This is a genomic window from Leptospira sp. B5-022, assembly GCF_000347035.1.
GTDB lineage: Bacteria > Spirochaetota > Leptospiria > Leptospirales > Leptospiraceae > Leptospira_B > Leptospira_B cinconiae.
The window spans coordinates 125,237-148,237 of sequence record NZ_ANIJ01000006.1 but is presented as its reverse complement, the minus strand read 5'-3'; the positions used below and the strand labels follow the sequence as shown (position 1 = coordinate 148,237).

The window sequence follows — 23,001 nt, the reverse complement described above, 5'->3', positions numbered from 1 at the left end:
AGGCCCTTATTTGTTTTTTATTCCCTATTCGGAGAGTTCCAAGATGTTCCAGTCGTATGAAAATATGATTGGCGAATCCGAAAGATCGCCCAAGTATCCATTCAAGAGGGAAAGATGTCGATTCCTAGCAGATATTCCATAGCGATCCATATTCTTTCCTTAATCGATCGGGACGGAGAAGAAGCCAGTTCTTCTCAAATTATGGCGGATAGTATAGGAACCAATCCTGTGGTGGTCCGAAATATCCTGGGAAAATTAAAAAAAGCAGGTCTTGTGGTTTCCAAACAGGGAGTGGCCGGTGCAAAACTCGCCAAATCCCCGGAGGAGATCCAACTTTTACAGATCTATAAGGCGGTGGAAACCGAAGCTCCGCTCTTCTCGATCCATGATAAACCGAACCCGAAATGTCCTGTGGGTAAAAAGATACAAACCACTTTGACAGGGATTTTCCAAGAGGCCCAATCCGCTTTGGAAGCAAAATTAGGCGAATTTCATCTTTCGGATGTTCTTTTCCAACTGGATTCCGAAAAGAAAAAAAGGGCCTAACTTTTAAGAACTCGATCTATATTCCTGAAATTTCCTCCAACAAAAGTCCTTGCCTCAAAATAAAGGGGTCCTAATATCCTTTTCGTCGCTCATAATCAACTCGCAAAACAATCGGAGAGAAGGATGAAAAAAATATTGAAACGGGTTTCGATCGGCCTAGGAGCCTTGCTTATCGCCTATTTGGGGATATATTACGCCACATTTCCCAAATACGAATTCCATCCAAAGGCGGACCTAACCCAAAGTTTCGATTCGTTTTATAAAACTAAATTGGAAGAGACCAAATCGCTTAATGGAAGAGCCGGTTCGGAAGAAAAACTGATCCGGTATTCACCTGGTAAAACCGAATACGCAATTCTTTATATACACGGTTTTGGCGCGTCCCGCGCAGAAGGAGAAGAGACGGTGGATAAAATTGCCGCTTCTCTCAAGGCAAATACCTATTATTTAAGGTTACCGGGTCACGGAACAAATAACGAAGATCATAGAGACACTCCTTTTACCGAATATATTCGTGTCGCCGAGGAAAGTCTGTTAATGATGGATAAATTAGGAAATCATACTATACTTATGGGCACCAGTATGGGCGGCTTGATCTCCGTTTATCTAGCGGGAAAATATCCGGATAAAATAAAGGATCTGGTATTATTCTCTCCATTTTTCGATTTTGCGGTCCCTTTGGCAAAAATATTCTTCTATCCGGGAGGAATGACCTTCGGTGAAACCATTCAAGGAAAGATCAGAAAATCCCCGCCTAAACAACCGGACGACGGAGTCGGAGAACATTATTACGAGCATTGGTATAAAGACCAATATTTATCGGCGATACAACACGTAAGTAATGCGACCAAGTTCGTGCTTAGCCAAAACAGCCTGGAGAAGATCAAAGTCCCTACTCTATTAGTATATTATTATAAGGACAAGGATCATCAGGACAAGACAGCTAGCGTGGATGCAATGTTAAAAATTTTTGATAAGATCGGAGGAGATACTCCCAATCCTCTCAATACTAAGGTCCAAATAGAAATAGGAAGCCACGTATTAACTTCCAAACATGTATTCTCCGATAAAGAGAAGGTCCAAAAAGGAGTTTTAGACTTCTTACATAAAACAGGAGTTAAATAGAATTTATCACCTTCTTCCTTTCAAGGGAAGAAGGTTACCTTTCCATTCCCCATTTTCGAACGGATCTTAGGATCTCATCCGCTAATAAAGCGAGTCCCGGTCCCGATTTTTTGCGGTAACAAAGGTAAAATTTCCGTTCGGCATTCCATTCTAGGAATTGTATTTTTTTAAGTTTAGGACCGATGGAATATTCGGACAAAAAACCGATCCCTAATCCAGCTTCCAAAGATTTCACTACCGACTCTACACTTCTAAGCTCCATCGTTATTTTAGGACCGAATTCTTTGGAGAAAGATTTGATCTTCTTCTCTACCGCTTTTCTAAGTGCAGACCCTTGATGAAATAACACAAAAGATTGTTTTTTCAGATCTTCTATTCGTATTTTCTTTTTTAGAAAAATGGGATGATCTTTCGCAGCAACCGGAAAGATCCGATCCGAAAGAAATTCCAAAACATTCAAACTAGGTTCAGCAATCGGTCCCGTCAGTATCCCAAGATCCGCTTCTCCCTTTAATACTGCTTCCTTGGTTTGATGGGCATCACCCTCTCTAACGGAAAGAGAAAGTCCCGGTCTTTTTTTCAGGATTTCCTTTAGGATATGCGGTAATATCCAAGCTGAAACCGTGCCGCCTGCGGATATGGAATAATTCCCTTTCAGTTCATTCTCTTTTCTAAAACCTTCCCGGATCTCTTCCCAAATCTCTTTTAATCGGATCGAATACTGGTAAAATTTTTCCCCCTCATGAGTTAGCCTAACGGACCTCCCTCCTCTTTCCAAAACGCTAACTCCTAATTCTTTTTCCAAAAGATAGATCTGTTTGGAGAGTGCTGGTTGGGTTAATCCCAAACGGGAGGCCGCTTTTTGGAACGTTCCTGATTCCGAAATTTCCAAAAAATAAACGATCTGCCTGAATTCCATAACTACATATAACTTTTAGTTATATATTTTATAAAACCAATTTATTTGCATTATATCAGTAAATTTGATACCTTCCTTACCGAGAGGAAAATATGGGACGAACTTTATATGACAAAATTTGGGAAAGCCATAGAATTTCGGAGAATTCCGACAACGAATCCATTTTATATGTGGACCGTCATATTCTTCATGAAGTGACTTCCGCCCAAGCGTTCGAAGGGTTAAGGGAAAAAAATAGGACCATAAGAAGAACGGATCTTACCTTCGGAGTAGTGGACCATAATGTTTCTACAAGGGATCGTAAAAATAGAGATGCTGCAGGACCAGTCTCAAAATTGCAGATAGATACGATGGAAAAAAACTGCAAGGACTTCGGGATACGTTTATTCGGACCGGAAGATCCCGACCAAGGGATCGTGCATGTTTTGGGACCCGAATTAGGATTTACCATCCCTGGTTCAGTCATCGTTTGCGGCGATTCTCATACCGCAACTCATGGAGCGTTCGGTGCTTTGGCATTCGGAATAGGAACAAGCGAAGTGGAACATGTGCTCGCTACCCAAACTTTAAAACAGGCCAAAACGAAATTCATGTTAGTTCGTTTTATCGGCAGACCGGGTTTTGGGATCACTGCCAAAGATGTGGTCTTGGAATTGATCTCAAAGATTGGCACTTCAGGAGGACGAGGTTTTACCATAGAATATTCGGGAGACTGGATAAAATCTCTTTCCATGGAAGGAAGAATGACTCTCTGCAATATGAGCATAGAAGCAGGAGCAAGGGCAAGTTTAATAGCGCCGGACCAAATCACATTCGACTATCTTAAAGACAAAAAACTCATCTCGAAAGGAGAAAGTTTTGAACAAGCGGTGGAATATTGGAAAACGTTCTTCACCGATCAAGACGCTGTATATGATAAGATCGTTGAATTAGATATTTCTAAAATAGAGCCTCAGGTCACTTGGGGAACCAATCCTTCTCAGTCGTTGCCGATCGGAGGTTTTGTTCCGGATCCGAAAGATTTCGTAGACGTTCACAACAAGGAAACCGCTCAAAACGCGTTGGAGTATATGGGCTTAAAACCGGGAACTCCCATCTCAGAGATCAGGATCGATAAGGTATTCATAGGTTCCTGCACAAATTCCAGGATAGAAGATCTGAGATCCGCAGCAGAAGTCGCCAAAGGAAAAAAAGTATATCCAGGTGTGCAGGCGTTAGTCGTGCCCGGCTCCGGTTCCGTAAAACGTCAGGCGGAATCGGAAGGATTGGATAAAATTTTCAAAGAAGCAGGATTCGAATGGAGAGAACCCGGTTGTTCTCTTTGCCTTGCGATGAATGACGACGTATTAAAACCGGGAGAAAGATGTGCTTCCACTTCGAATCGAAACTTTGAAGGAAGACAAGGTAGAGGCGGAAGGACACATCTTGTCAGTCCTTCAATGGCAGCGGCCGCTGCAATTACAGGTAAATTTTCAGATGTGAGGAAATTAGTATGAGCCCGAAAATTTGGACAATACACACAGGTGTTGCAGTCTCTATTCCAAGAGACGATATTGATACGGACCAGATCCTTCCCAAACAGTTTATGAAACTGATAAATAAGAAAGGATTTGGAAAACATCTATTCCATGATTGGAGATATTCTGACCCGGAAGGGAATATTCCAAATCCAGAATTTATTTTGAACAGGGAGAGATCTAAGAATGCAAGCGTGCTTGTGGCGGGAAAAAATTTCGGCTGCGGTTCTAGTCGTGAACATGCACCTTGGGCGCTCTCAGATTTCGGATTCAGGGCAATTCTGGCTCCTTCTTTTGCGGATATATTCTCCATTAATTCCGCGAAGAATGGGATCGCATTAATCCGTTTGAAAGAAGAGGAGATCCAATATTTAAACGAATGGATCTCTAAAAATCCCGGATCACAAATCCGTATCAATCTGGAAAATTCGGAAGTGCAGGCGGGAGATAGAACATTCTTCTTTCATTTGGATACTGCTTCCGTAAATCGGATCCGAAACGGATGGGACGATATTGATATCACATTAAAAAATGCAAAAGAGATCCTGGATTTCGAACAAAAACGCAGAATAGAAAGGCCGTTTTTAGAAGTTCAATGGTAAGGGTGCTCTGCACAATAGATCTTAAAAAACCTTTTATTCGCTGGAAAAGAATTCGGGGAAAATTAATATGTTCGTCATTCTTTACGCTTCTAAAAGGAACCTAGAGTGAGTTTAATAGAATCCATTCATGATAAGATCACAACGCCTATAGTTAAAATCCCCGATTCAGCGCTGATCACGGGGATTTACGACTTAACCAAGGAAGAATTAGGACGCAGGATAGAGCTAAGAGAAGGAGTGACTTTGAGATATATCACTCCCCCGGATCGCAAAAGATGGTTATTAGATCGGTTTTTATTCCGTTCCGATCTTACTTTTTTGTACGGATACTTCCGTCAGATCATGATCGCAAGAAAGGATGCCTTAAAAGGGAAATTTTTCGATCCTCGTTGGATAGAATTATCAGGCGGGATCTTAGACTTGATCGAAGGTTGTGAGGGAAAATTCCAAATAGAGAATCTTGAGAATGTTATCTCTCCGAAGGGCCCTGTAGTTTTTGCCGGCAATCATATGAGCGTCTTGGAAACTTTCGTCTTTTCATATTTTTTGGTCCCTCACAGAAGGCTTACCTATGTAGTTAAAGAAAGTTTAATAAAAGGATATTTCGGTCCTATCATGAGAAGTAGGGACCCGATCGCAGTAGGCAGGGATAACCCAAGAGAGGATCTAGTTAAGGTATTGGAAGAAGGAGTGAATCTCCTGAAAAAAGGGGTTTCTATCGTAGTTTTCCCTCAAAGTACAAGGACTCGGACTTTCAATCCGGCGGAATTCAACTCAATCGCCGTTAAACTTGCGGCCAGAGCGGGAGTTCCCGTCGTCCCATTCGCGATCAAGACCGACTTCTGGGAAAATGGTAAGATCTGGAAGGACCTAGGCACACTGTACAGAGACAGAAAGATCCACATGAAATTCGGCCCACAGATAGATCCTAAGGACTCCAGAAAGGCACAAGAAACACTCTTGAATTATGTATTAACAAATTTAAAAGAATGGAATGTAGAAATCCTATCCGAACAAAAATAAAAGAGATTGCGGATCAAGCATACAGCCTGATCCGCTCTTTTCCGTCTGAGAGGAGGTTTAGTATCCTCCCCCGCCTCCTCCACTTCCCCCACCGTAGCCGCAAGCGGCAACGGCTAATAAATACTGGGAAGAGCACGCAGTATTCGCATAACCGGGGTTTTCGTTAGAACAACTTAAATACAATGCCGCTGCTGCACTGCAGTTTTGTTTATCATTTTTATCATCGTCTCCGGTCCCGTATAGATCATTAAACGTATCACAATTTACGAAACCAAGGGAAGATAGAACCAAGAGTAAGATCAAGATCCTTTTTTTTGTTCGCATAAACATTCTCCATATTATAGCAGATAATTTTTTCAAACAATAAATGATTGATAAGGTTCCGCAATAGTTTTAGGATTGGATCACTCTTCTCCGGAACCAACAATACAATTTTGGAAATGAGAACGTTTTAAACTAATTTTACTTTAACGAAACCAAAAACGGTCACCATCCAAGAAACGTTTTACCCCTTCTTTGGTACTTTCGCTTTCCATCACAGGAAAAGTATTTCTGGCTTCTAATGTTAATGCTTCTTGCAAAGGAAGATTCCAACCTTCTAATGCGGAATGTAGGTCCGCGAACATTGCATCCCTTGGCTGCCGACAAAGCTGAGTAGCGTAAGAGAATGCTCTTTCTAAACCTTTTCCTTTTTTTACAAGTTCCCATACTAGACCGAGCTGATAGGCTCTCTCCGCTCTGATCCTTTGTCCTGTCAGTATCAAAGGCAAAGCAGATCCCCAACCGAGCAATCTAGGGAGATACACGGTGCCTCCATCTATAAGTGGAACACCCCATCTCCTACATGCTACGGAGAAGATTGCCTGAGGCTCCGCGATCCGAATATGGCCGTGACAAAATAATTCCAAACCGCCGGCATACGTGTAACCGTGAGAAACAGTAATCACCGGTTTTTTCTGAACGATCCTAGAACCTCCTAAAGGACCGGGATCATTCTTAGCATATTCTTCTCTTTCATCCTTGTTTAGATACAAATTTGCCATTTTATCCAAACCGGAAAGATCCGCTCCGGAACAGAATGCCTTATCCCCTGCTCCATGTAAAATCGCTACGGTCAGTTCCGGATCTTTATGGAAGGTTTTCCAAGCTTCCAAGAACAGGTCCGCCATCTCTTTATTTATGGCGTTATGAACCTCTGGACGATTCATAGTGATCTGAAAAATTTTAGCGCCTGCAATATCGTGAACTTTTGTTATTAATGGAAGATCTGACATCCCTAAATGGGAAATTAGATCCGGAATACAGAAAGAACTTTTTTTGTTTGGTGTTGACATCTTAAATCATAGCACTAAAATTTCCTGCGACCCCGAGTTTAACCGGTATGCCACAGAAAGAAGAACTCGGTACAAAGCAAATCCTTGATTTTTTAACCGAACTTCTGGACACATACGTCTGGGAGACGGAAAATATAAGCGACTGCAAGATCCCTCCCCAACTCTCTAAACGTTTAGGATTAACCGAATCCGAAATTTCTCTCTACTTTCTTTTCACAAAGATCCATCCGGCAGACAGAACAAAATTAGAATCTGAGATCGATTCCGCAAAAAACGGACAAAATCCCGAACCATTCGAATTAAAGATTACCGGCGCAGATGGGAATTTTTTACATTTCAAGGTCGGGATCCGATATTCGAAATATTCCGTGGAAACTCCCGGCAAATATACATTTTTATTCCAAGAGATCACAAAACCGAAGGCTGACAGAGAATCCCTTAGACAAAGTAATAGAAGATTAAAGCTCGCTACAAAAGTAGCTAACGTAGGAATTTGGGACCTTGATCTCACCAAAAACGTATTAGTTTGGGACGAAGAAATGTACAATCTTTATGGTATCCATAAAACGGAATTTTCAGGTGCCTATGAGGCTTGGGAGAAATCCCTTCACCCGGAGGATAAGACCAGAGCTATAGAAGATTTTTATAATGCCGTTGCGGGAAGAAAGGAATTCGATACGGAATTCAGGATACTCTGGCCGGACGGATCCGTACATTATATCAAAGCAATCGCTGCGGTATTCCGCGATTCGGAAGGAAATCCGATCCAGATGATTGGAACGAATTGGGATATAACTCGTATCAAACTGGCAGACCAGGAATCCAGAAAGACTCAGGAAAATCTGGCCAGAGTCAACGAGATAGCAAAGATAGGAACCTGGGATATCGATTTTATATCCGACAAAACTTATTGGAGTAAAAAGACCAAAGAAATTTTCGAGATCCCGGAAGACCATTCTCCTAAACTACAAGACTTTATTCGTTTCGCAGAAGAGGGAGAAGATAAGGCAAGAATGATACTTGCCATTGAAAGTGCATTACATTCCGGAACGGATTATGATATGGATCTTCAGATCCGAACGGTATCGGGAAGAAAAAAATGGGTCCGCACCATCGGACATGCTGAATTCACCGACGGGAAATGTGTACGTTTATTCGGTATCTTCCAAGATATTGAGGAAAGAAGAAAAATAGAAAACAACCTTGTACTAAGCGAACTCATGTTTAGGGGAGCATTCGAAAATAACGGCATCGGAATGGCTCTTGTTTCTTCCGAAGGAAAATGGTTAAAGGTAAACAGAAAACTTTGCGAAATGCTCGGATATGCCGAAAGTGAATTCTACTCTCTCACCTTCCAAGACATCACTCACCCGGAAGATCTGGAAAAGGACTTAAGTTATGTAAATCAGATCCTGAATAAAGAAATCGAATCCTATAAGATGGAAAAACGATACTTCAAAAAGGACGGCTCTATTATCTGGATCAATCTAAGCGTATCCTCTGTAAGAGATAAGTTCGATAACTTTTTATATTTCGTATCTCAAATAGAGGATATTACCGAAAAAAAAGCGGCAGAACAATCACTGATAACGATCAACCACGAAATGAAACAGATTTTTGATTCCGCCACTCAAGTCGCTATTATCAAAACGGATCTGCAAGGAGTGATCACGGTATTTAGTAAGGGAGCGGAAAACCTTTTCGGATATTCCGAAGAGGAATTGGTGGGGAAATACACGCCTGAGATCCTCCATGATAAGGAAGATACGTACAAAAGAGGTAAGGAACTAAGCGAACTTTATAAAAAGGAAATTAAAGGTTTCGATATATTCAGCGAGGTTGCCAAAAGGGAATCCTACGACTCCAGGATCTGGAAATACAGAAGAAAGGACGGAACGGTTTTCCCGGCACAAATGATCATTACGGCAGTTAAGGGTTTCGATTCTAAACTTTCCGGATTTTTAGGAATAGGCACGGACGTATCAGGCGCCCAAGAATATTTAGAAAGATTAGAAGATACGAAACAACAGTTGGAAATTTTAGCCGATCAATTAGGCAGAAAGAATGCGCAGCTCTTAAACTATGCACATATAACTTCTCATAATCTAAGAGCCCCTACTAGCAACCTAATCTCCTTAGTGGAATTGGTGGAAGAGGCCAAATCGGAAGAAGAAATCCAGTCTTTACTAGGGAAATTCAAGATCTCAGTGGATTATCTACAAGAGACATTAGACAGCCTGGTGGAAGTGTTAAAAATACAGGAAGGGACCAGAAGAAAGATCGAAACAGTAAGATTCGATTCAGTTCTAAAAAAGATCCTAAGGATTTTAGAAGGCCAGATCTTGGAAACTTCCGCAGAGATACATTCCGATTTTTCTCCATTGGAAGAATTGGAATATGATAAGACATACTTAGAAAGTATTTTATTAAATCTAATTTCAAATTCCATTAAGTATCGATCTCCGCACAGGACCCCTAAAATAGATATTCGGACGGAAATTTCGGAAGGAAAATATTTATTGATCGTGGAAGATAACGGATTAGGGATAGATCTTAAAAAATACCAAAACAAATTGTTCGGTTTACATAAAACGTTCCATAGACACCCGGACGCAAGGGGTGTTGGACTTTTTCTCACCAAGTCCCAAGTGGAGGCATTAAATGGAAGGATTTATGCGGAAAGTGAATTGGATCATGGAACTAAAATGATCATAGAATTGCAGCCTTTATCCCATCTAAATTGATAAAGCGCGAAAACTTACGTTTTTGCAGGAATTTCAATCCTTTAAAAGGTTATGAATCCTATTTAACGATTATATGCCCGTTTTTATCCGATTTCATTCATTTAGCGCAAATTTCATTTTTTGGAATATTCCATTTATTTTTAAAATAAGTCGAATCGGATTGCTCCTTTAGCCAAAAAGATCTACACTTAAGGAATGGAAAATAGAAGCCAGAAGTCGGATCAAAAATACCGAATGAAAACCCAACCGGGCGGCGTCGTGATTCATTCACGAGCTCAGCCCCAAAAACCGACCAGATACAGAACAGGAAAACCCGAAGAGGAAGAGATCGCCTCCTTTTGGTTATTTTATCTTTTCCTATTTGTAGGATCCTTAATCCCGATCATAGGAGTATTCCCTGCGTTTATTCTGTTCTCGTTTGCGAAAAATAAGTTTTTTAAATTTCTACCGCTTGTTCTGAGTATATTAATTAGCAGTTATGCTCTTTATATACGGGCTCACTCCGGTTCCGTATTCCAACAGCTTAGAAATTTCGTCTACTAAGTCTAAAAAACGGACACGGACTTACATTCTTTTTTGAAAGAATAAATAAGTCTGAAACGACTCTACCTTTCTTTTTAAAAGCCGGTAAAACCGGCCCTATCGACTTATCATATCAATCGAAAGTTTTTACTGCTCCAATATTGAAGGATGGGATCCCAATCCGATCCTTTTCCGGAAAATAAAAACGAGAAAATGGGATTTTTCGTAAATTTTTTTAGTTCCCATTCATTCTCTATTCATAATTTATTACATCGTAACTTCCCTATGACGTTAAATTTCAGAAAATTAAACACTGTTTTACTTCTTATCATCTCTCTATGTGTTTCCTGCTCTTCCCTGTTAAAAAGAGAAGATTATGCTCCTGCTAAAAAAGAATGGTCCAACGGAAATACCAAATCTGCCTTGGAAAATTTTCCATCCGGAGAAAGAGGAACTCTTATTACGGTTCTTGAGAAAGCTATTATAGGACTTTTCATACAAGAAAACGATTTTTCCAAATTACAAGATATAGCGGAAGAGAATAAATCCAGGCTTAGATTCAGTGCAAGTAGGGAATTACGTTCCTTCTTCTATTTAGAAACGCCGGAAGGTTATTACGCGTCCGAAGCGGAAGTAATCTTCCTGCATATACTTTTAGGCTTATATTATGCCAAAAAAGAACAATATGAAGAAGCTTTAGTGGAGGCGAGATACGCTTCTAACTTGTTAAGCGGAGAATGGAGTGCAGAAGGGCAATTTGACGATCCTAACTTAAGGATACTACTGGCTACCCTTTGGACTGCATGCGGCGATTGGCAAGAAGCGAAAATCGATTTGAAGGCAGCCTTAAAACTTTCGCCAAAATCAGCTTGGCTTAGGCAGTATGCGTATTTGGATCAAGCACCCAAAAATATTTTTTTGGTCTTTGGGGGTCCAGGACCGGAACCCTTCATGGACCCGGAGACAAATTTAAATTTTGTAAGAGGCCTTAGAAAATTAAATTTCAAATTTATGGGAGAAAGGAGTGAACTTGGTTGGACTGACTTGGACGGCAATCTGGACAAATTGTATTTAGGTCCATCCACCCAAAATTGGTATCAGCGACATTTGGATCGGGATAATTCCATTCATGAGATCATTGACGATTCCAAATATTTTCAATTAGTTACTTTTAGCACAACGAAACAAGCCTCTATCTTAGCCGCCAAAGTCACAGGAAGTATCTTAGTAGGAACCGTCATAGTCGCCTTAGGAGCAGGAGTCACATATTTAGGTGCTCAGGCAAATTCGTCTGAGTTAGGAGGGGCGGGAATCCTCATTGCAATCTCCGGGATCAAATTAGCGGCTCAAATGATAGACAGCTCGATCCAAACTTCTAAAAAGGAATTCGCCGAGGATATCGATGTCTCTTCTAATTATAGATACGTCCGTTTTCTACCGGAGTATCTTTGGTTCGGTTCTTCCAAAACTAATTTAAGATTTCCTAAAATTAGAGACAAACAATCCGGAAAAGAAGTTTTACAAATTCCCTCTTTCGGAAAAATTCCCGTAACTTTGGGTTATTATCCGGATATAAAAAAGGAGGATTAAAGGCCGTAACCTTCGGTATCGCTTATTTTGAGGAATTTTTTATCAGCCTGCCAGACAATCTCATTCGATTCAACGCTAGTTAATCGAAGAGTGATCAAAATATATTGGATCTTTTTTCCCTTTTCGTAATTTACAAGATCGTTTAGCTCTCCACTCAGACGATAACTTGGCGATTTTAGTTTTCCGAATTCCAATTTGGTATCGGAAGAGGTGATCCCGGACTTATTCAAACTGATCTCGTCCAAAGATTCTTTTCTTTGAGAAATATCGACGAAAGGAACCTTATTAGAGGTTAGATTTGTAACGATCTCATTGGCTAAAATTTTTGTATCAATATGTTCGGAAGTATTGTTCTTGAATTTTCGAAGCTCTATGTAACCCTTAACCGGATCCTTTTTATAAAATTCGGAAAGCGAGGCACTCATATTCTGCACCGTCTCTCTAACTTCCATTACTCCCCATTGTTTAGTGCCTTGGACATCGTTTGGATCCCGATACTCTAGGCTTGCGCAATAACAAAAACTTAATACGATCAAATAAGGAACTATATTTAATTTCATATCCAAGTTATAAAGTATCTCGCTCGGAAAATACGAAAAGCAAAAAACAAAAATCTTGCCAAACCTTTCGAAATAGTGAGTGTAATTTAAAACCCGAGAAAGCCTATGAAACGTTCCATTTTTTCCAGAGAAGGGGTCGGGAACGGCACAATCCTTGATCGGGTCCGGACATAAGAGCACTTTTTTCATAAATTTGGAATGCATAATCTAACCTCCGGTATTATTCTGTAGCATTAAGAACTCGGAGGTTTTATGAAGAGATTCCTAACGTTTCAGAACGGTTTACTAATTTGTGTTTTATTCTTTGCCGGTTCCACGTTTGCAGGGGACCTGAAAGTCACTAGCTCCGCTCTCAAAGAAGGAGGAACAATCGCCAACGCTCATGTGTTTTCAGGATTCGGATGTTCCGGAGAGAATGACTCTCCCGATTTACAATGGTCAGGCGCTCCTAAGGAAACCAAGTTTTTTGCCGTAACCGTATACGATCCGGACGCCCCTACCGGCAGCGGATGGTGGCACTGGACTGTGATCAATATCCCTGCAACCGTCACAAATCTTCCGGCAAAAGCCGGTAATGATAAGGGACCTCTTCCTGCAGGTGCAGTTCAAGGAAGAACCGATTTCGGTAAACCTGGTTATGGCGGTCCCTGCCCTCCAAAAGGAGATAAACCGCATCGTTATATCTTTAAAGTATTTGCTTTAAAGGATAAGATTGACTTGGACGGCGAGGCGTCCGGTGCGTTAGTTGGGTTTTATATCAATTCCTTAAAACTTGCGGAAGGAAAATTGACCGCAAAATACGGAAGATAATTTTTTCTTCGAAGCCGGGAATTCCCGGCTTCGGAATTCATACGTTATTCGCTATTACTGAAAAAACACGAAAGGTCCTGAAAGTCACTCCGAATTTAATAAAGTGAGCGCAATCTCTTTAGAACAATCGTATGCCTCAATATCCAGTATAAAGTCGTCTCCGGAAGTTATGTTTGTTAAGATCTCCGTTCCACTACTTCTTAATTCACCGGTGATTACATGATCCAATTGCATGTATTCTACATTACCGATACCGAATGTATATCCGTGGTCGGTGAGTATGATCATTTTATTCGACTTCCCATTGATGCCGGCAATCCTTCCTTTCATTATTCCTCCCTAATGAAACTAGATACAAGTGATTACAAATATAGACGGATCTTATAAAAAATCCCTACACTATGTCGTACGGTTTCAAAAAAATCCGCAAAAAAAAATTAGATGACTGTTAAGTATCCGATCTAAACCCCACAATCTCTTAAGTAATAGATCGACTTTTTAGGCCGATCTAGACTAATATACCTAGTAAGATATGACCGCTTTTGATATACCCCAAATAATATGGCCGCATAGTGATATCGTTTCGGATCTTGCAGAAATACGTAAACACGCACCTCTTACGCATGTGCTTACCAATATAGTGGTCACGAACTGGACTGCGAATGTTCTGCTTGCGATCGGAGCATCCCCCGCAATGGTCATCGCGGAAGAAGAAGTTTCCGATTTCGCAGCAATTGCAAGCGGAGTGCTGATTAACGTTGGTACGATCAATAGTTTCGATGCGAAGGCAATGAAGGCGGCAGCTATTTCTGCGCAAAAAAAAGGAACACCTTGGGTTTTAGATCCGGTTGCGGTAGGCGCTCTTAGATACAGAACGGAGATTGCAAAAGATCTTCTACGATATAAACCAACCGTAATCCGAGGAAACGCTTCCGAAATCTTAGCTCTTGCCGGTGCAGTTGGCGGAGGGAAAGGTGTGGATTCAACCGCTTCTTCTTCGGATGCACTTCCTCTTGGTAAAGAATTAGCGACCGGCACTGGAGCGGTAGTTGCGATCAGCGGAGAAGTCGATTATATCACTGACGGAAAAAAGACCATTGCTGTTCCCGGAGGGCATATCCTAATGACTAAGGTCACAGGTGTGGGATGTTCTTTAGGAGCAATGATCGCTGCAATCCTTGGTGTTCAAAAAGACACATTACGTGCCGCAGTTTCCGCATCGGCCATTTTTGCGATTGCAGGCTCCGAAGCCGCCAAAAAGTCCTCAGGCACGGGAAGTTTTGCCGTGGCATTTCTGGATGAACTTAGTTCGCTCGGGAACCGACCTTCCGAAGACCAAAAAATATCAAGGCAATAGCCCGATATCACTGGCCTTCCTTACCAATTCAGCCCTGTTATGTACATTCAATTTTTTGTATATATTCTTCACATGGTGCTGGACCGTATACTTGCTGACTTTCAGGAATTCCGCCACTCTTCCGATCGTTTTTCCTTTTACCATTTCGTCCAGGATCTGTTTCTCTTTCGGCGTCAGTTTAAATTCTCCCGAATAATCCTTTTGTTTAAAACTATTCAGGACACGAAAAGCGATCGTAGGAGTAATGATCGCTCCTCCTTTTAAGACCGTATCCACTACGTCTGCGAGATCCTTTAATTCGGATTTTAAGATATATCCTATGGCACCGTTCTTTAAAGATTCATAAATTAGTTCGTCCGAATTCATATTCGATAGCATAATTTTAGGGATTTCCGGATCTCTTGCGGAAATTTTTCCCGCAAGTTCCACTCCGTTCATTCCGGACAACATTATATCCAGAAAAAGTATATCCAAAGATCTTCCTTTTTCATCCTCCCAGAATGACTCTGCGGATTCCCAATGAAATACTCCGCCAATCTCCGGAATCGATTCCAACGTTTTCAGGATCTGATTCTTAAAACTTTCGTCGTTTTCTACGATTCCGACTTTGATATCCGAACTTTTCATGACTGTATTCTCACCTTACTTAGTTTGCGGAAAAAATTCCGATGGGGATGTTTATTTTTATTTTATATATATTTTCGACTAATGACATTTCGACTTTTCCACCCAGTCCGGAAATCCTATAGATCAGATTTTCGGTTCCTCTTCCTGTTTTATGTTTTTTTAGGTGATAAGAAGATTCCGTATTCATTTCGGTGATCAGGCTACCGTTTTCCAAATAGAAATCCCATTTAGCAACACCTTGTCCGTATTTCAGATCGTTATTCGTGATCTCGTTTACGATACTATAAAGTTCTATGATAGAAGTTTCATTCCTTTCTTCCTCAAAAAATTGGAGCAATTCCTCTTGGCATTCGAATTCCAAGTCCCTTTCCACATCCGAATATCTCCTGAGTAGAACTAAGTTGATACCCGTAATAAAATTTTCGGACAACAATCCCAGGTCTTCTATCTTTAACATCTGTTCCCTTAGGATATGAATGGATTGGTTCACTGCCTCGTTGATCTTTTTGAAAATCGGTTTGTCTTCCCGGTTTTGGGCAAGCAACTCTTCCGACAAAAACTTTAAGTCGGTCAGTTTTCCGCCCAAATGATCGTGTAAGTCGATATTGATCCTTTGTCTTACGTTATTTACCGCTTCTCTCTTTTCATTCTCCTGATTTAAGCGGCTCTTGTGACCGTCAGCTAAGGCGAGTAAATTATTGATCCTTAAGATCAGTTCCTCGAAATCGAAAGGTTTAAGTAGATAATCGTTTGCACCGTTATTTAAGGCGGCCATTAGATCCTTGTCCTGATTTTTTGCAGTCAACATCAAAATGGGAAGCTCCAATGTACTAAACGTTTTACGGATCTCTCGGGCAGTCTCTAAACCGGACATCTTCGGCATCATCACATCCAAAATAACAACATCGAATTCCTTATCTTTTTGTAATATTTCCAAAGCTTCAATCCCACTTTTCGCGGTGATGGAGGAGATATTCCTTAAAGAAAGATAGTTTTGTATTACTTGCAAGTTCACAGGTTCGTCGTCTACGACCAAGATCCTTGCAATTTTTTCGGAACCAATGGGCTCGTTCTGAAGAGCCACAGCAGAACTCGGATGATTTCCTTCTTTATAATTTTTTAATTCTTTTCCATCGGATCTAGGGATTTTTCCCGATACAAGCGGAATCGTAAAATAAAAGCGAGATCCCGAGCCCGGGTTAGATTCTACTCCGATCTCTCCTCCATGTAATACCACCAATGCTCTGCTAATCGCAAGTCCGAGCCCTGCACCGGAACTATTTTTAGAATCTCCCCTTTCTACTTGCTCGAAAAATTCGAATACTTTCTGGTGTTCTGCGGGATCAATTCCGATCCCCGTATCCTTTACGCTGATCTCTGCGATCCCAAGCGCCTTAATACGTGCGCTGACCACAATCTCCCCTTTTTCCGTAAATTTGATCGCATTACTCACTAGGTTCTGCAGGATTTGTTGTAGTCTATTTTCATCCGCCAGTAGATCCGGGAACTCAGGGAGGACCGCGTTCACTAATTTGATCTTAGTTTCGTCCGCTGAGATCCGATTCAGTTCAAGAGTAAAATTCACGGCTTGATATAAGTCCACGGATCTCAGATTTAAGTTTAAGTCCTTATGTTTTAGTTTAGAAAAATCTAAAATATCATTTACTAAACTAGAAAGTCTCCGACCGCTGGTGACAATCATCCCCAACTGCCTTGTAATGGATTCCGATAAGGAACCGCCCACTCCCCTTCTTAAGGAGTCGGCAATACCGATAATCCCTTGCAAAGGAGTTCTTAATTCGTGGGAAGTATTCGCCAAAAATTCGTCCTTTAGTCTATCCAAAGAGATCAATCTTTGGTTGGATTCCTGTAGATCATGAGCCAATCTTTCCGAAAGTTTGTAGGCGCTTGTAAATCTCTGAGAGACCATAAAAGCCTGGGCTACGAAAAAAGAAGCTACTCCGTAAGAGGCGAAGTATGCAGTGTTGATGATCATATTCGCATACAATACATCGTTAGTCACAACGGCAAAAAACAGAAGAAAGAAAAATAAGCCGACTTCCGCTCCTAACTTTTTATTTCGGATCGCTTTCCAAAAAACGTATACTAGGTAAATACAAGCGGTAGTAACTAAGATCCCGAAGATCGAAATGGTCTTGGAAAATATCACTAAAGGAAAGAGTAATACGATAAAAGAAAGTCCGACAATGATGCTGATAAAAAATTGAACCACCCTTTTGTTCAGCTCATCAGGATACAATGTCCTAATGAATAAGGGAAAGAAGATACTGGTCATAAAACCGGACATCAGTTCCAATCTATATCCCCATTCAAAATCGAAATTCGGTAAAATGGAATATAATACTCGTTCTCCCGTGATCAAAATACGAATGGTGGAACAGATCGTTATAATTCCGTAATATAATGTGGAAGCCTCTCTTCTTAGAAATGCGAATAAGCTTAGGTGGTAAAGACCTAAAACGAAAAGGCCACCGCCTATGAATAGATCCAATCGAATATTACTTTGGCGAACGGAAACCAGATCCTTTCTTTTTCCTAAAATGATCTTGGCCCATGGTCCTCCTTTAAAATGGGAAAAATTCGAGATCTCTATGGCAATTTCATTTTCCGTTCCAAGATCGAACAGATCGCTCACTCCAGGTCTATACAAAGGTTTGCTTGTCTCAGCTGTCTTTCCGACGACGCCGCTTGAGATCACTTTTTTACCGTTTACGTAAAGACTATAAGATGTGGAGGCTTCCAGCATCTTGATTGCCATATCGCTTTCAGCTTTATCCAAACGAAGAAGTATCTTATAAGTAGCGTATCCGAAACCCGGATAATTTCTGCCTTGATCTTGGTATTCATTCCAAACGTTAGGAACGTCGCCGAATTCGATTTGTCCTTTCATTCTTTGAGAAGGATCCAGATCAAATTTTAAAGGATTTTTGATCTCAGAAAATAATTGGGACCAATAAAATGCCCAATCGCCTTCGATACTTAAAGGTTCTTCCTTTCCGAAGTCCCAACGATTGTTCAGATCCAGTATTCCATTTTCTACTCTCGGTTTATTCTTCGAAAAAGATCCGGACTCACACCCCAGGCTAAAAAGTAAGATCGAGATCAATAGGATTCCCTGGAATTTTTGAGAGAAAGCGGAAACCATCTGCACTGATTCTTCAGACCATTCCAGAATTATAAACCTTTTTAATGTTTCGGATGAGTATCCGGTAAATAAATAAAAAGAGTAAACTTCTCCCTTGTTCTAGGGATCTTTCGGATCCGGCGGTCCTTCTACTTTTATTGTTTTGGAACGGCGAAACTTGGGAAAAATCAATATGTTATAAGAAATTTTGTCCCTTGACTTCTACTCGGTAAAAATCTAAAAAATATTCCGATATGGATTTACATTTTGTTTCCCCGAAAGATGCGGTTTCCGAGATCAAAAACGACCAAAGAGTTTTCATCCACAGTGTATTCGCTTCTCCTAAACTTCTGATCGAAGCCCTGAGTGCCAGAGCTTCGGAATTACAAAATATAGAGCTAGTCCATATTCATACGGAAGGAGAAGCTCCCTATGCCCAAAAAGGAATGGAGCCTTCTTTTCATACAAACGCCCTATTCGTAGGCGCGAATATGAGAGAAGCGGTAAAGGAAGGAAGAGCGGATTATCTTCCGGTCTTTTTAAGCGAATGTCCTTCTCTATTCAGAAAAAAAATCCTACCCTTGGACGCGGCTCTTATCACGGTTTCTTCTCCTGACAAACATGGTTTTTGTTCATTGGGAGTATCCGTGGATATAAGCAAGGCTGCGGTGGATTCTGCCGATATGGTAATCGCTCAGGTAAACCAGTATATGCCGAGGACACATGGGGATGGGATCATTCATATAAATAAAATCCATAAATTAATAGAAGGTAATATTCCATTATTAGAGGCAAAACACAGCATACCCAACCAAATAGAATCGAAGATCGGTGAATATATCGCAGGTCTTGTTGATGATGGGGCAACCTTACAGATGGGAATTGGCGCCATTCCGGATGCCGTTCTCTCTTGTTTACAAAATCATAAAGATCTAGGGATCCATACCGAAATGTTTTCCGACGGCGTCATCTCTTTGGTGGAAAAAGGGATTATCACTGGAAAAAACAAAAAGAACCATCCTGGAAAAATAGTAACCGGATTCGTGATGGGAACCAGAAAACTTTACGATTTCGTGGATGATAATCCGGAAGTCGTATTTTTAGATATAGGTTATATCAATGACACGGCAAATATCCGCAAAAATCCTAAAGTAACCGCAATCAATTCTGCAATCGAAGTGGATCTGACAGGACAGGTATGCGCGGATTCTATCGGAACTAGACAATATTCAGGTGTGGGCGGACAAATGGATTTTATTCGAGGAGCTTCTCTCTCGGAAGGGGGAAAACCGATCATTGCTCTTCCTTCCGTTACTTCTCATGGAAAATCTAGGATCGTTCCGATTCTCCAACCCGGGGCAAGTGTGACCACTACCAGAGCAAACGTTCACTATGTAATCACGGAATACGGTATAGCGGATCTTTACGGCAAAAATCTGAAACAAAGAGCAAAACTTCTTACACAAATTGCCCATCCCAACCACAGAGAATCTTTGGAAAGAGAAGCCTTTGAAAGGTTTAAAGGATTTTAATTCTCAAAATCGAAAATATACTAAACTCTATAGTACATTACAATTTCGTTAAACACTTATTTATTGACAACTAAGATTAACCTGTCATCCTCCGGTTGACAATTATCAAGACCGTTTTGAAGGAAGAAGAAGTCGGATTCCTTGCGTTTCGACATTCCAATCTAAAAGTGGAATTATCCTTCACGGAAAAAACCGGAGAGATCAAGAATGAGTTCTTTAGAACAAAAATATAACGACAAGATCGTCAAAGGATTTTTGATATCGGGATTGGTTTGGGGTGTGGCTTCCATGCTTGTGGGAGTGTGGATCGCTTTCCAAATGGTATATCCTGAATTAAATTTCGGACCCTACTTCACTTTCGGCAGGTTGAGACCCTTACATACGAATGCGGCGATTTTCGGGTTCGCATTGAGTATTATATTCGCAACCGGTTACCACACTGTACAAAGGCTATGCAGAGTAAGGATTTGGAGCGATAAACTCGCATACTTACACTTATTCTTATATAATCTTACGATAATTGCGGCTGCGATCACTCTGCCTTTAGGTTTAAATCAATCTAAGGAATACGCGGAATTGGAATGGCCTTTGGACCTTTCAATCGTGATCTGGTTTGTGATCTTCCTGATCAATTACTTCGCTACGATCTTTACTCGCGAAGAAAAGCAACTGTACTCGGCGATCTGGTTCTATATCGCCTCCTGGGTTACTATCCCGATCCTATTCATCGTAAATAACCTTTCAATTCCGGTAAGTTGGATCAAATCCTATTCTGTATACTCCGGTGTGTACGATGCTAACATCCAATGGTGGTATGGACACAACGCAGTAGCGTTCGTTCTTACCACTCCATTTTTGGGATTGATGTACTATTATCTTCCCAAACACATCAAACAACCTATCTATAGCCACAGACTCTCCATTATTCACTTCTGGAGTTTGATCTTTCTGTATATTTGGGCAGGTCCTCACCATCTACTATATTCCCCTCTTCCTGACTGGTTACAAACCACAGGAATGGTATTTAGTATCATGTTATGGATGCCTTCCTGGGGAGGTATGTTAAACGGATTTTTAACACTCACTCAAGCCAAGGAGAAGATCAAAACGGATGCTACCTTAAAAATGCTCTTAGTAGGACTCACATTCTACGGTATGTCGACATTCGAAGGACCACTTCTTTCCATTAGAGCTGTCAGCGGTTTAGGCCATAACACGGATTGGATCATAGGACATGTTCACGGAGGGACCTTAGGCTGGGTAGGTATGATGTCTTTTGCAGTCATCTATTATTTAGTGCCTAGGTTATGGAATACCAACCTGTTCTCCGAAAGGCTGGCTAACGTTCACTTCTGGGTCGCTACACTCGGGATCTTATTGTATATCGTATCCATGTGGGTTTCCGGTATCAGCGAAGGATCCATGTGGAGAGCGATAGACGAAACAGGAGCCTTAAAATTCCCGAACTGGGTACAGATCACGGAAACCTTAAAACCGTATAGGTTATTCCGTGGAATCGGAGGAGGACTCTATTTCATCGGACTGATCATCATGATCTATAATGTGGTCCGCACTATCATGAACTCCGGCTCCGGATTCAAAGAAATCGATCTGAGGATCGGATCAAAAGAGGAGAAAGTTGTATGAATTGGTTCGACAAATTATTGGATTGGTTCTCCGGTTTCACCGATCAGTGGGAAAAACACGGAGTTAAGTTCACCCTATATACAACGATCGCTATCTTGATCGGAGGAATGTTCGAATTAATCCCGCCATTCTTTCTCACGAAGACGGCGGAACCTATCCAGAACGTAAAACCGTATAACGCGTTGGAATTAGCGGGAAGGGATGTTTATCAGAAGGAAGGATGTAATAACTGTCATACCCAGATGATACGTCCTTTCAAATGGGAAGTGGACCGTTTCGATCCTCAGCATTCCTACGGTAAGGACGGGTATTCCAAAGCGGGAGAATATGTTTACGATCATCCTTTCTTATGGGGATCCAAAAGAACAGGACCGGATCTGGCCCACGAGTCCCAAATACAACCTTCTGCGGAATGGCATAAGACACATTTGATTAACCCGAGAGATACGGCAAAAGGTTCCATTATGCCTGCCTATCCATGGTTATTCGAAGAGTCCGCAACCATTGATGCTTCTAAGATCGCTGACCATATGAGAGGTCTCCAGAAGGTCGGAGTTCCTTATACGGAAGAAGATATCTCATCCGCTCCTAATTTGTTAGCCGGAAAAACTGCCGGGGACGCTCTGATAGCATACCTGCTTAAATTAGGAAGAGATACCGCCGAATTGTCCAAAAGTTTACAGTGAGGTGCAATGTGGACCTAGATACATTACAAATTTATAAATCATTACGACTCCCTATTCTGGTACTTTCTATATTTACGATTATACTGTACGTATATAGAAGCTCCAGAAAGGAAAGAATGGAAAAACCTAAATTCAGAATGCTGGAGGAGGATTAATATGAGTGATCCAAACAAAGAATTCGACGGGATCAGACAGGCTGATAATCCTCTTCCGGAATGGTGGAAATGGGTATTCTTAGGATGTATCCTATTTGCCGGAGTTTATGCGGTTTACTTCCATGTTTTTTCGGATTGGGGAACAAGCGCCTATTACGCCTCTCAGATCCAAGAATACGAAAAGGAATTTCCAAATCGTAACGTTGCGGTAGAATCCAAAGACGGATCCAATCCATTAAGAGGAAATCAAGACGCGATCAATGCAGGACAAAAAACGTTCCAGACATACTGTGTCGCTTGCCATGGACCGACTGGAGAAGGTCTAGTCGGCCCAAATCTAATGGATAAAGAATGGCTGCACGGCAGCACGGATCTAGAACTTTATGAAACTGTTATGAAGGGGATTTCCATCGAAAGAGCCAAACTAGGCAGGGGGCCAATGCCCGCACATGAAAACTCCTTAGGTTCCGAGAAAGTTTATCAAGTGCTTGCTTGGTTAGCTTCTCGAAATCCGGAGCTAAAATCTTCCAAATAAGCTCAAACCGTCTCAGTGGATCATA

General features: G+C 41.2%; 22 protein-coding genes. 15 read left to right on the top strand and 7 right to left on the bottom strand.

Annotation, left to right across the window (positions count from 1 at the left end; translation table 11 throughout):
• Window positions 1–114 precede the first annotated feature (114 nt).
• A complete protein-coding gene (locus LEP1GSC192_RS01330) occupies window positions 115–546 on the top strand; it encodes an Rrf2 family transcriptional regulator (RefSeq protein ID WP_020768403.1) in 432 nt (143 codons plus the stop codon).
• Between the two features lie 123 nt (window positions 547–669).
• A complete protein-coding gene (locus LEP1GSC192_RS01325) occupies window positions 670–1,671 on the top strand; it encodes a carboxylesterase (protein WP_020768339.1) in 1,002 nt (333 codons plus the stop codon).
• A 34-nt stretch (window positions 1,672–1,705) separates the two neighbouring features.
• On the opposite strand, the gene LEP1GSC192_RS01320 is transcribed toward LEP1GSC192_RS01325, so the two are convergent.
• On the bottom strand, window positions 1,706–2,590 hold the full coding sequence (locus LEP1GSC192_RS01320; protein WP_020768136.1) for a LysR family transcriptional regulator: 885 nt from the start codon (window positions 2,588–2,590) through the stop codon (window positions 1,706–1,708).
• 92 nt (window positions 2,591–2,682) lie between these two features.
• Here LEP1GSC192_RS01320 and leuC point away from each other — a divergent pair, with 92 nt between their 5' ends.
• From leuC to LEP1GSC192_RS01305, 3 genes are all read left to right on the top strand, one after another.
• On the top strand, window positions 2,683–4,086 hold the full coding sequence (gene leuC, locus LEP1GSC192_RS01315) for a 3-isopropylmalate dehydratase large subunit (RefSeq protein ID WP_020768463.1): 1,404 nt from the start codon (window positions 2,683–2,685) through the stop codon (window positions 4,084–4,086).
• Complete coding sequence (leuD, locus tag LEP1GSC192_RS01310; protein WP_020768114.1) at window positions 4,083–4,709, top strand: 3-isopropylmalate dehydratase small subunit; 627 nt, start codon at window positions 4,083–4,085, stop codon at window positions 4,707–4,709. Before leuC ends, leuD begins: the two co-directional genes overlap by 4 nt.
• Window positions 4,710–4,814: 105 nt before the next feature.
• Window positions 4,815–5,732 carry a lysophospholipid acyltransferase family protein gene (locus LEP1GSC192_RS01305; protein WP_020768200.1) on the top strand — a complete coding sequence of 306 codons (918 nt, stop codon included), beginning with the start codon at window positions 4,815–4,817 and terminating at the stop codon, window positions 5,730–5,732.
• Window positions 5,733–5,789: 57 nt separating this feature from the next.
• Here the strand turns inward: LEP1GSC192_RS01305 and LEP1GSC192_RS01300 are convergent, their stop codons facing one another.
• Together LEP1GSC192_RS01300 and LEP1GSC192_RS01295 are read right to left on the bottom strand one after the other, a co-directional pair.
• Entirely contained in the window at window positions 5,790–6,056 is a 267-nt protein-coding gene (locus LEP1GSC192_RS01300) for a hypothetical protein (protein ID WP_020768154.1), read from the bottom strand.
• A 143-nt stretch (window positions 6,057–6,199) separates the two neighbouring features.
• Window positions 6,200–7,066, bottom strand: coding sequence for an enoyl-CoA hydratase-related protein (locus LEP1GSC192_RS01295; protein ID WP_020768364.1), 867 nt, complete (start codon window positions 7,064–7,066; stop codon window positions 6,200–6,202).
• A 47-nt stretch (window positions 7,067–7,113) separates the two neighbouring features.
• On the opposite strand from LEP1GSC192_RS01295, the gene LEP1GSC192_RS01290 reads away from it, so the two are divergent.
• From LEP1GSC192_RS01290 to LEP1GSC192_RS01280, 3 genes are all read left to right on the top strand, one after another.
• The gene (locus tag LEP1GSC192_RS01290; RefSeq protein WP_020768184.1) at window positions 7,114–9,810 is read left to right on the top strand and encodes a PAS domain-containing sensor histidine kinase; all 2,697 of its coding nucleotides are present in this window, start codon (window positions 7,114–7,116) and stop codon (window positions 9,808–9,810) included.
• Window positions 9,811–10,044: 234 nt separating this feature from the next.
• Entirely contained in the window at window positions 10,045–10,353 is a 309-nt protein-coding gene (locus tag LEP1GSC192_RS01285; protein ID WP_020768226.1) for a hypothetical protein, read from the top strand.
• 192 nt (window positions 10,354–10,545) lie between these two features.
• Window positions 10,546–11,922 carry a hypothetical protein gene (locus LEP1GSC192_RS01280; RefSeq protein ID WP_232420938.1) on the top strand — a complete coding sequence of 459 codons (1,377 nt, stop codon included), beginning with the start codon at window positions 10,546–10,548 and terminating at the stop codon, window positions 11,920–11,922.
• Here LEP1GSC192_RS01280 and LEP1GSC192_RS01275 read toward each other — a convergent pair.
• On the bottom strand, window positions 11,919–12,482 hold the full coding sequence (locus LEP1GSC192_RS01275; RefSeq protein ID WP_036088781.1) for a penicillin-binding protein activator LpoB: 564 nt from the start codon (window positions 12,480–12,482) through the stop codon (window positions 11,919–11,921). The two genes, LEP1GSC192_RS01280 and LEP1GSC192_RS01275, sit on opposite strands and share 4 nt — an antisense overlap.
• Window positions 12,483–12,734: 252 nt before the next feature.
• On the opposite strand from LEP1GSC192_RS01275, the gene LEP1GSC192_RS01270 reads away from it, so the two are divergent.
• A complete protein-coding gene (locus LEP1GSC192_RS01270; RefSeq protein WP_020768152.1) occupies window positions 12,735–13,292 on the top strand; it encodes a YbhB/YbcL family Raf kinase inhibitor-like protein in 558 nt (185 codons plus the stop codon).
• An 84-nt stretch (window positions 13,293–13,376) separates the two neighbouring features.
• Here the strand turns inward: LEP1GSC192_RS01270 and LEP1GSC192_RS01265 are convergent, their stop codons facing one another.
• Window positions 13,377–13,622, bottom strand: a complete 246-nt coding sequence (locus tag LEP1GSC192_RS01265; RefSeq protein WP_036088647.1) for a hypothetical protein — start codon at window positions 13,620–13,622, stop codon at window positions 13,377–13,379.
• A 202-nt stretch (window positions 13,623–13,824) separates the two neighbouring features.
• On the opposite strand from LEP1GSC192_RS01265, the gene thiM reads away from it, so the two are divergent.
• Entirely contained in the window at window positions 13,825–14,649 is an 825-nt protein-coding gene (thiM, locus tag LEP1GSC192_RS01260) for a hydroxyethylthiazole kinase (RefSeq protein WP_036088646.1), read from the top strand.
• Here thiM and LEP1GSC192_RS01255 read toward each other — a convergent pair.
• Both LEP1GSC192_RS01255 and LEP1GSC192_RS01250 read right to left on the bottom strand, forming a co-directional pair.
• Window positions 14,638–15,276 (bottom strand): response regulator transcription factor, encoded by a 639-nt coding sequence (locus LEP1GSC192_RS01255; protein ID WP_020768270.1) that lies wholly within the window; start codon window positions 15,274–15,276, stop codon window positions 14,638–14,640. The two genes, thiM and LEP1GSC192_RS01255, sit on opposite strands and share 12 nt — an antisense overlap.
• A gap of 19 nt (window positions 15,277–15,295) precedes the next feature.
• Window positions 15,296–18,442, bottom strand: a complete 3,147-nt coding sequence (locus LEP1GSC192_RS01250) for an ATP-binding protein (protein ID WP_020768135.1) — start codon at window positions 18,440–18,442, stop codon at window positions 15,296–15,298.
• A 233-nt stretch (window positions 18,443–18,675) separates the two neighbouring features.
• On the opposite strand from LEP1GSC192_RS01250, the gene LEP1GSC192_RS01245 reads away from it, so the two are divergent.
• The 5 genes from LEP1GSC192_RS01245 (at window position 18,676) to LEP1GSC192_RS01225 (ending at window position 22,976) form a co-directional block, all read left to right on the top strand.
• Window positions 18,676–19,953 (top strand): acetyl-CoA hydrolase/transferase family protein, encoded by a 1,278-nt coding sequence (locus LEP1GSC192_RS01245; RefSeq protein ID WP_020768231.1) that lies wholly within the window; start codon window positions 18,676–18,678, stop codon window positions 19,951–19,953.
• A gap of 207 nt (window positions 19,954–20,160) precedes the next feature.
• Window positions 20,161–21,600: a cytochrome-c oxidase, cbb3-type subunit I gene (gene ccoN, locus LEP1GSC192_RS01240; protein ID WP_020768113.1), complete on the top strand. Its 1,440-nt coding sequence runs from the start codon at window positions 20,161–20,163 to the stop codon at window positions 21,598–21,600.
• Window positions 21,597–22,286: a cytochrome-c oxidase, cbb3-type subunit II gene (ccoO, locus tag LEP1GSC192_RS01235; RefSeq protein WP_020768508.1), complete on the top strand. Its 690-nt coding sequence runs from the start codon at window positions 21,597–21,599 to the stop codon at window positions 22,284–22,286. The genes ccoN and ccoO overlap by 4 nt, the downstream gene beginning before the upstream one ends.
• Window positions 22,287–22,294: 8 nt before the next feature.
• On the top strand, window positions 22,295–22,441 hold the full coding sequence (locus tag LEP1GSC192_RS01230) for a cbb3-type cytochrome c oxidase subunit 3 (RefSeq protein WP_020768294.1): 147 nt from the start codon (window positions 22,295–22,297) through the stop codon (window positions 22,439–22,441).
• A 1-nt stretch (window position 22,442) separates the two neighbouring features.
• Entirely contained in the window at window positions 22,443–22,976 is a 534-nt protein-coding gene (locus LEP1GSC192_RS01225) for a cbb3-type cytochrome c oxidase N-terminal domain-containing protein (RefSeq protein ID WP_020768014.1), read from the top strand.
• Window positions 22,977–23,001: the final 25 nt, after the last annotated feature.

Excerpts from the sequence above, each read along its gene's own strand:
- leuD (WP_020768114.1), top strand. The coding sequence starts at position 4,083 with ATGAGCCCGAAAATTTGGACAATACACACAGGTGTTGCAGTCTCTATT.
- LEP1GSC192_RS01275 (WP_036088781.1), bottom strand. The coding sequence starts at position 12,482 with ATGAAATTAAATATAGTTCCTTATTTGATCGTATTAAGTTTTTGTTAT.
- LEP1GSC192_RS01330 (WP_020768403.1), top strand. The coding sequence starts at position 115 with ATGTCGATTCCTAGCAGATATTCCATAGCGATCCATATTCTTTCCTTA.
- LEP1GSC192_RS01290 (WP_020768184.1), top strand. The coding sequence starts at position 7,114 with ATGCCACAGAAAGAAGAACTCGGTACAAAGCAAATCCTTGATTTTTTA.
- LEP1GSC192_RS01295 (WP_020768364.1), bottom strand. The coding sequence starts at position 7,066 with ATGTCAACACCAAACAAAAAAAGTTCTTTCTGTATTCCGGATCTAATT.
- LEP1GSC192_RS01225 (WP_020768014.1), top strand. The coding sequence starts at position 22,443 with ATGAGTGATCCAAACAAAGAATTCGACGGGATCAGACAGGCTGATAAT.
- LEP1GSC192_RS01280 (WP_232420938.1), top strand. The coding sequence starts at position 10,546 with ATGGGATTTTTCGTAAATTTTTTTAGTTCCCATTCATTCTCTATTCAT.
- LEP1GSC192_RS01245 (WP_020768231.1), top strand. The coding sequence starts at position 18,676 with ATGGATTTACATTTTGTTTCCCCGAAAGATGCGGTTTCCGAGATCAAA.
- LEP1GSC192_RS01250 (WP_020768135.1), bottom strand. The coding sequence starts at position 18,442 with ATGGTTTCCGCTTTCTCTCAAAAATTCCAGGGAATCCTATTGATCTCG.
- leuC (WP_020768463.1), top strand. The coding sequence starts at position 2,683 with ATGGGACGAACTTTATATGACAAAATTTGGGAAAGCCATAGAATTTCG.
- LEP1GSC192_RS01265 (WP_036088647.1), bottom strand. The coding sequence starts at position 13,622 with ATGAAAGGAAGGATTGCCGGCATCAATGGGAAGTCGAATAAAATGATC.
- thiM (WP_036088646.1), top strand. The coding sequence starts at position 13,825 with ATGACCGCTTTTGATATACCCCAAATAATATGGCCGCATAGTGATATC.
- LEP1GSC192_RS01325 (WP_020768339.1), top strand. The coding sequence starts at position 670 with ATGAAAAAAATATTGAAACGGGTTTCGATCGGCCTAGGAGCCTTGCTT.
- LEP1GSC192_RS01270 (WP_020768152.1), top strand. The coding sequence starts at position 12,735 with ATGAAGAGATTCCTAACGTTTCAGAACGGTTTACTAATTTGTGTTTTA.
- ccoO (WP_020768508.1), top strand. The coding sequence starts at position 21,597 with ATGAATTGGTTCGACAAATTATTGGATTGGTTCTCCGGTTTCACCGAT.
- LEP1GSC192_RS01320 (WP_020768136.1), bottom strand. The coding sequence starts at position 2,590 with ATGGAATTCAGGCAGATCGTTTATTTTTTGGAAATTTCGGAATCAGGA.
- ccoN (WP_020768113.1), top strand. The coding sequence starts at position 20,161 with ATGAGTTCTTTAGAACAAAAATATAACGACAAGATCGTCAAAGGATTT.
- LEP1GSC192_RS01300 (WP_020768154.1), bottom strand. The coding sequence starts at position 6,056 with ATGCGAACAAAAAAAAGGATCTTGATCTTACTCTTGGTTCTATCTTCC.
- LEP1GSC192_RS01285 (WP_020768226.1), top strand. The coding sequence starts at position 10,045 with ATGAAAACCCAACCGGGCGGCGTCGTGATTCATTCACGAGCTCAGCCC.
- LEP1GSC192_RS01255 (WP_020768270.1), bottom strand. The coding sequence starts at position 15,276 with ATGAAAAGTTCGGATATCAAAGTCGGAATCGTAGAAAACGACGAAAGT.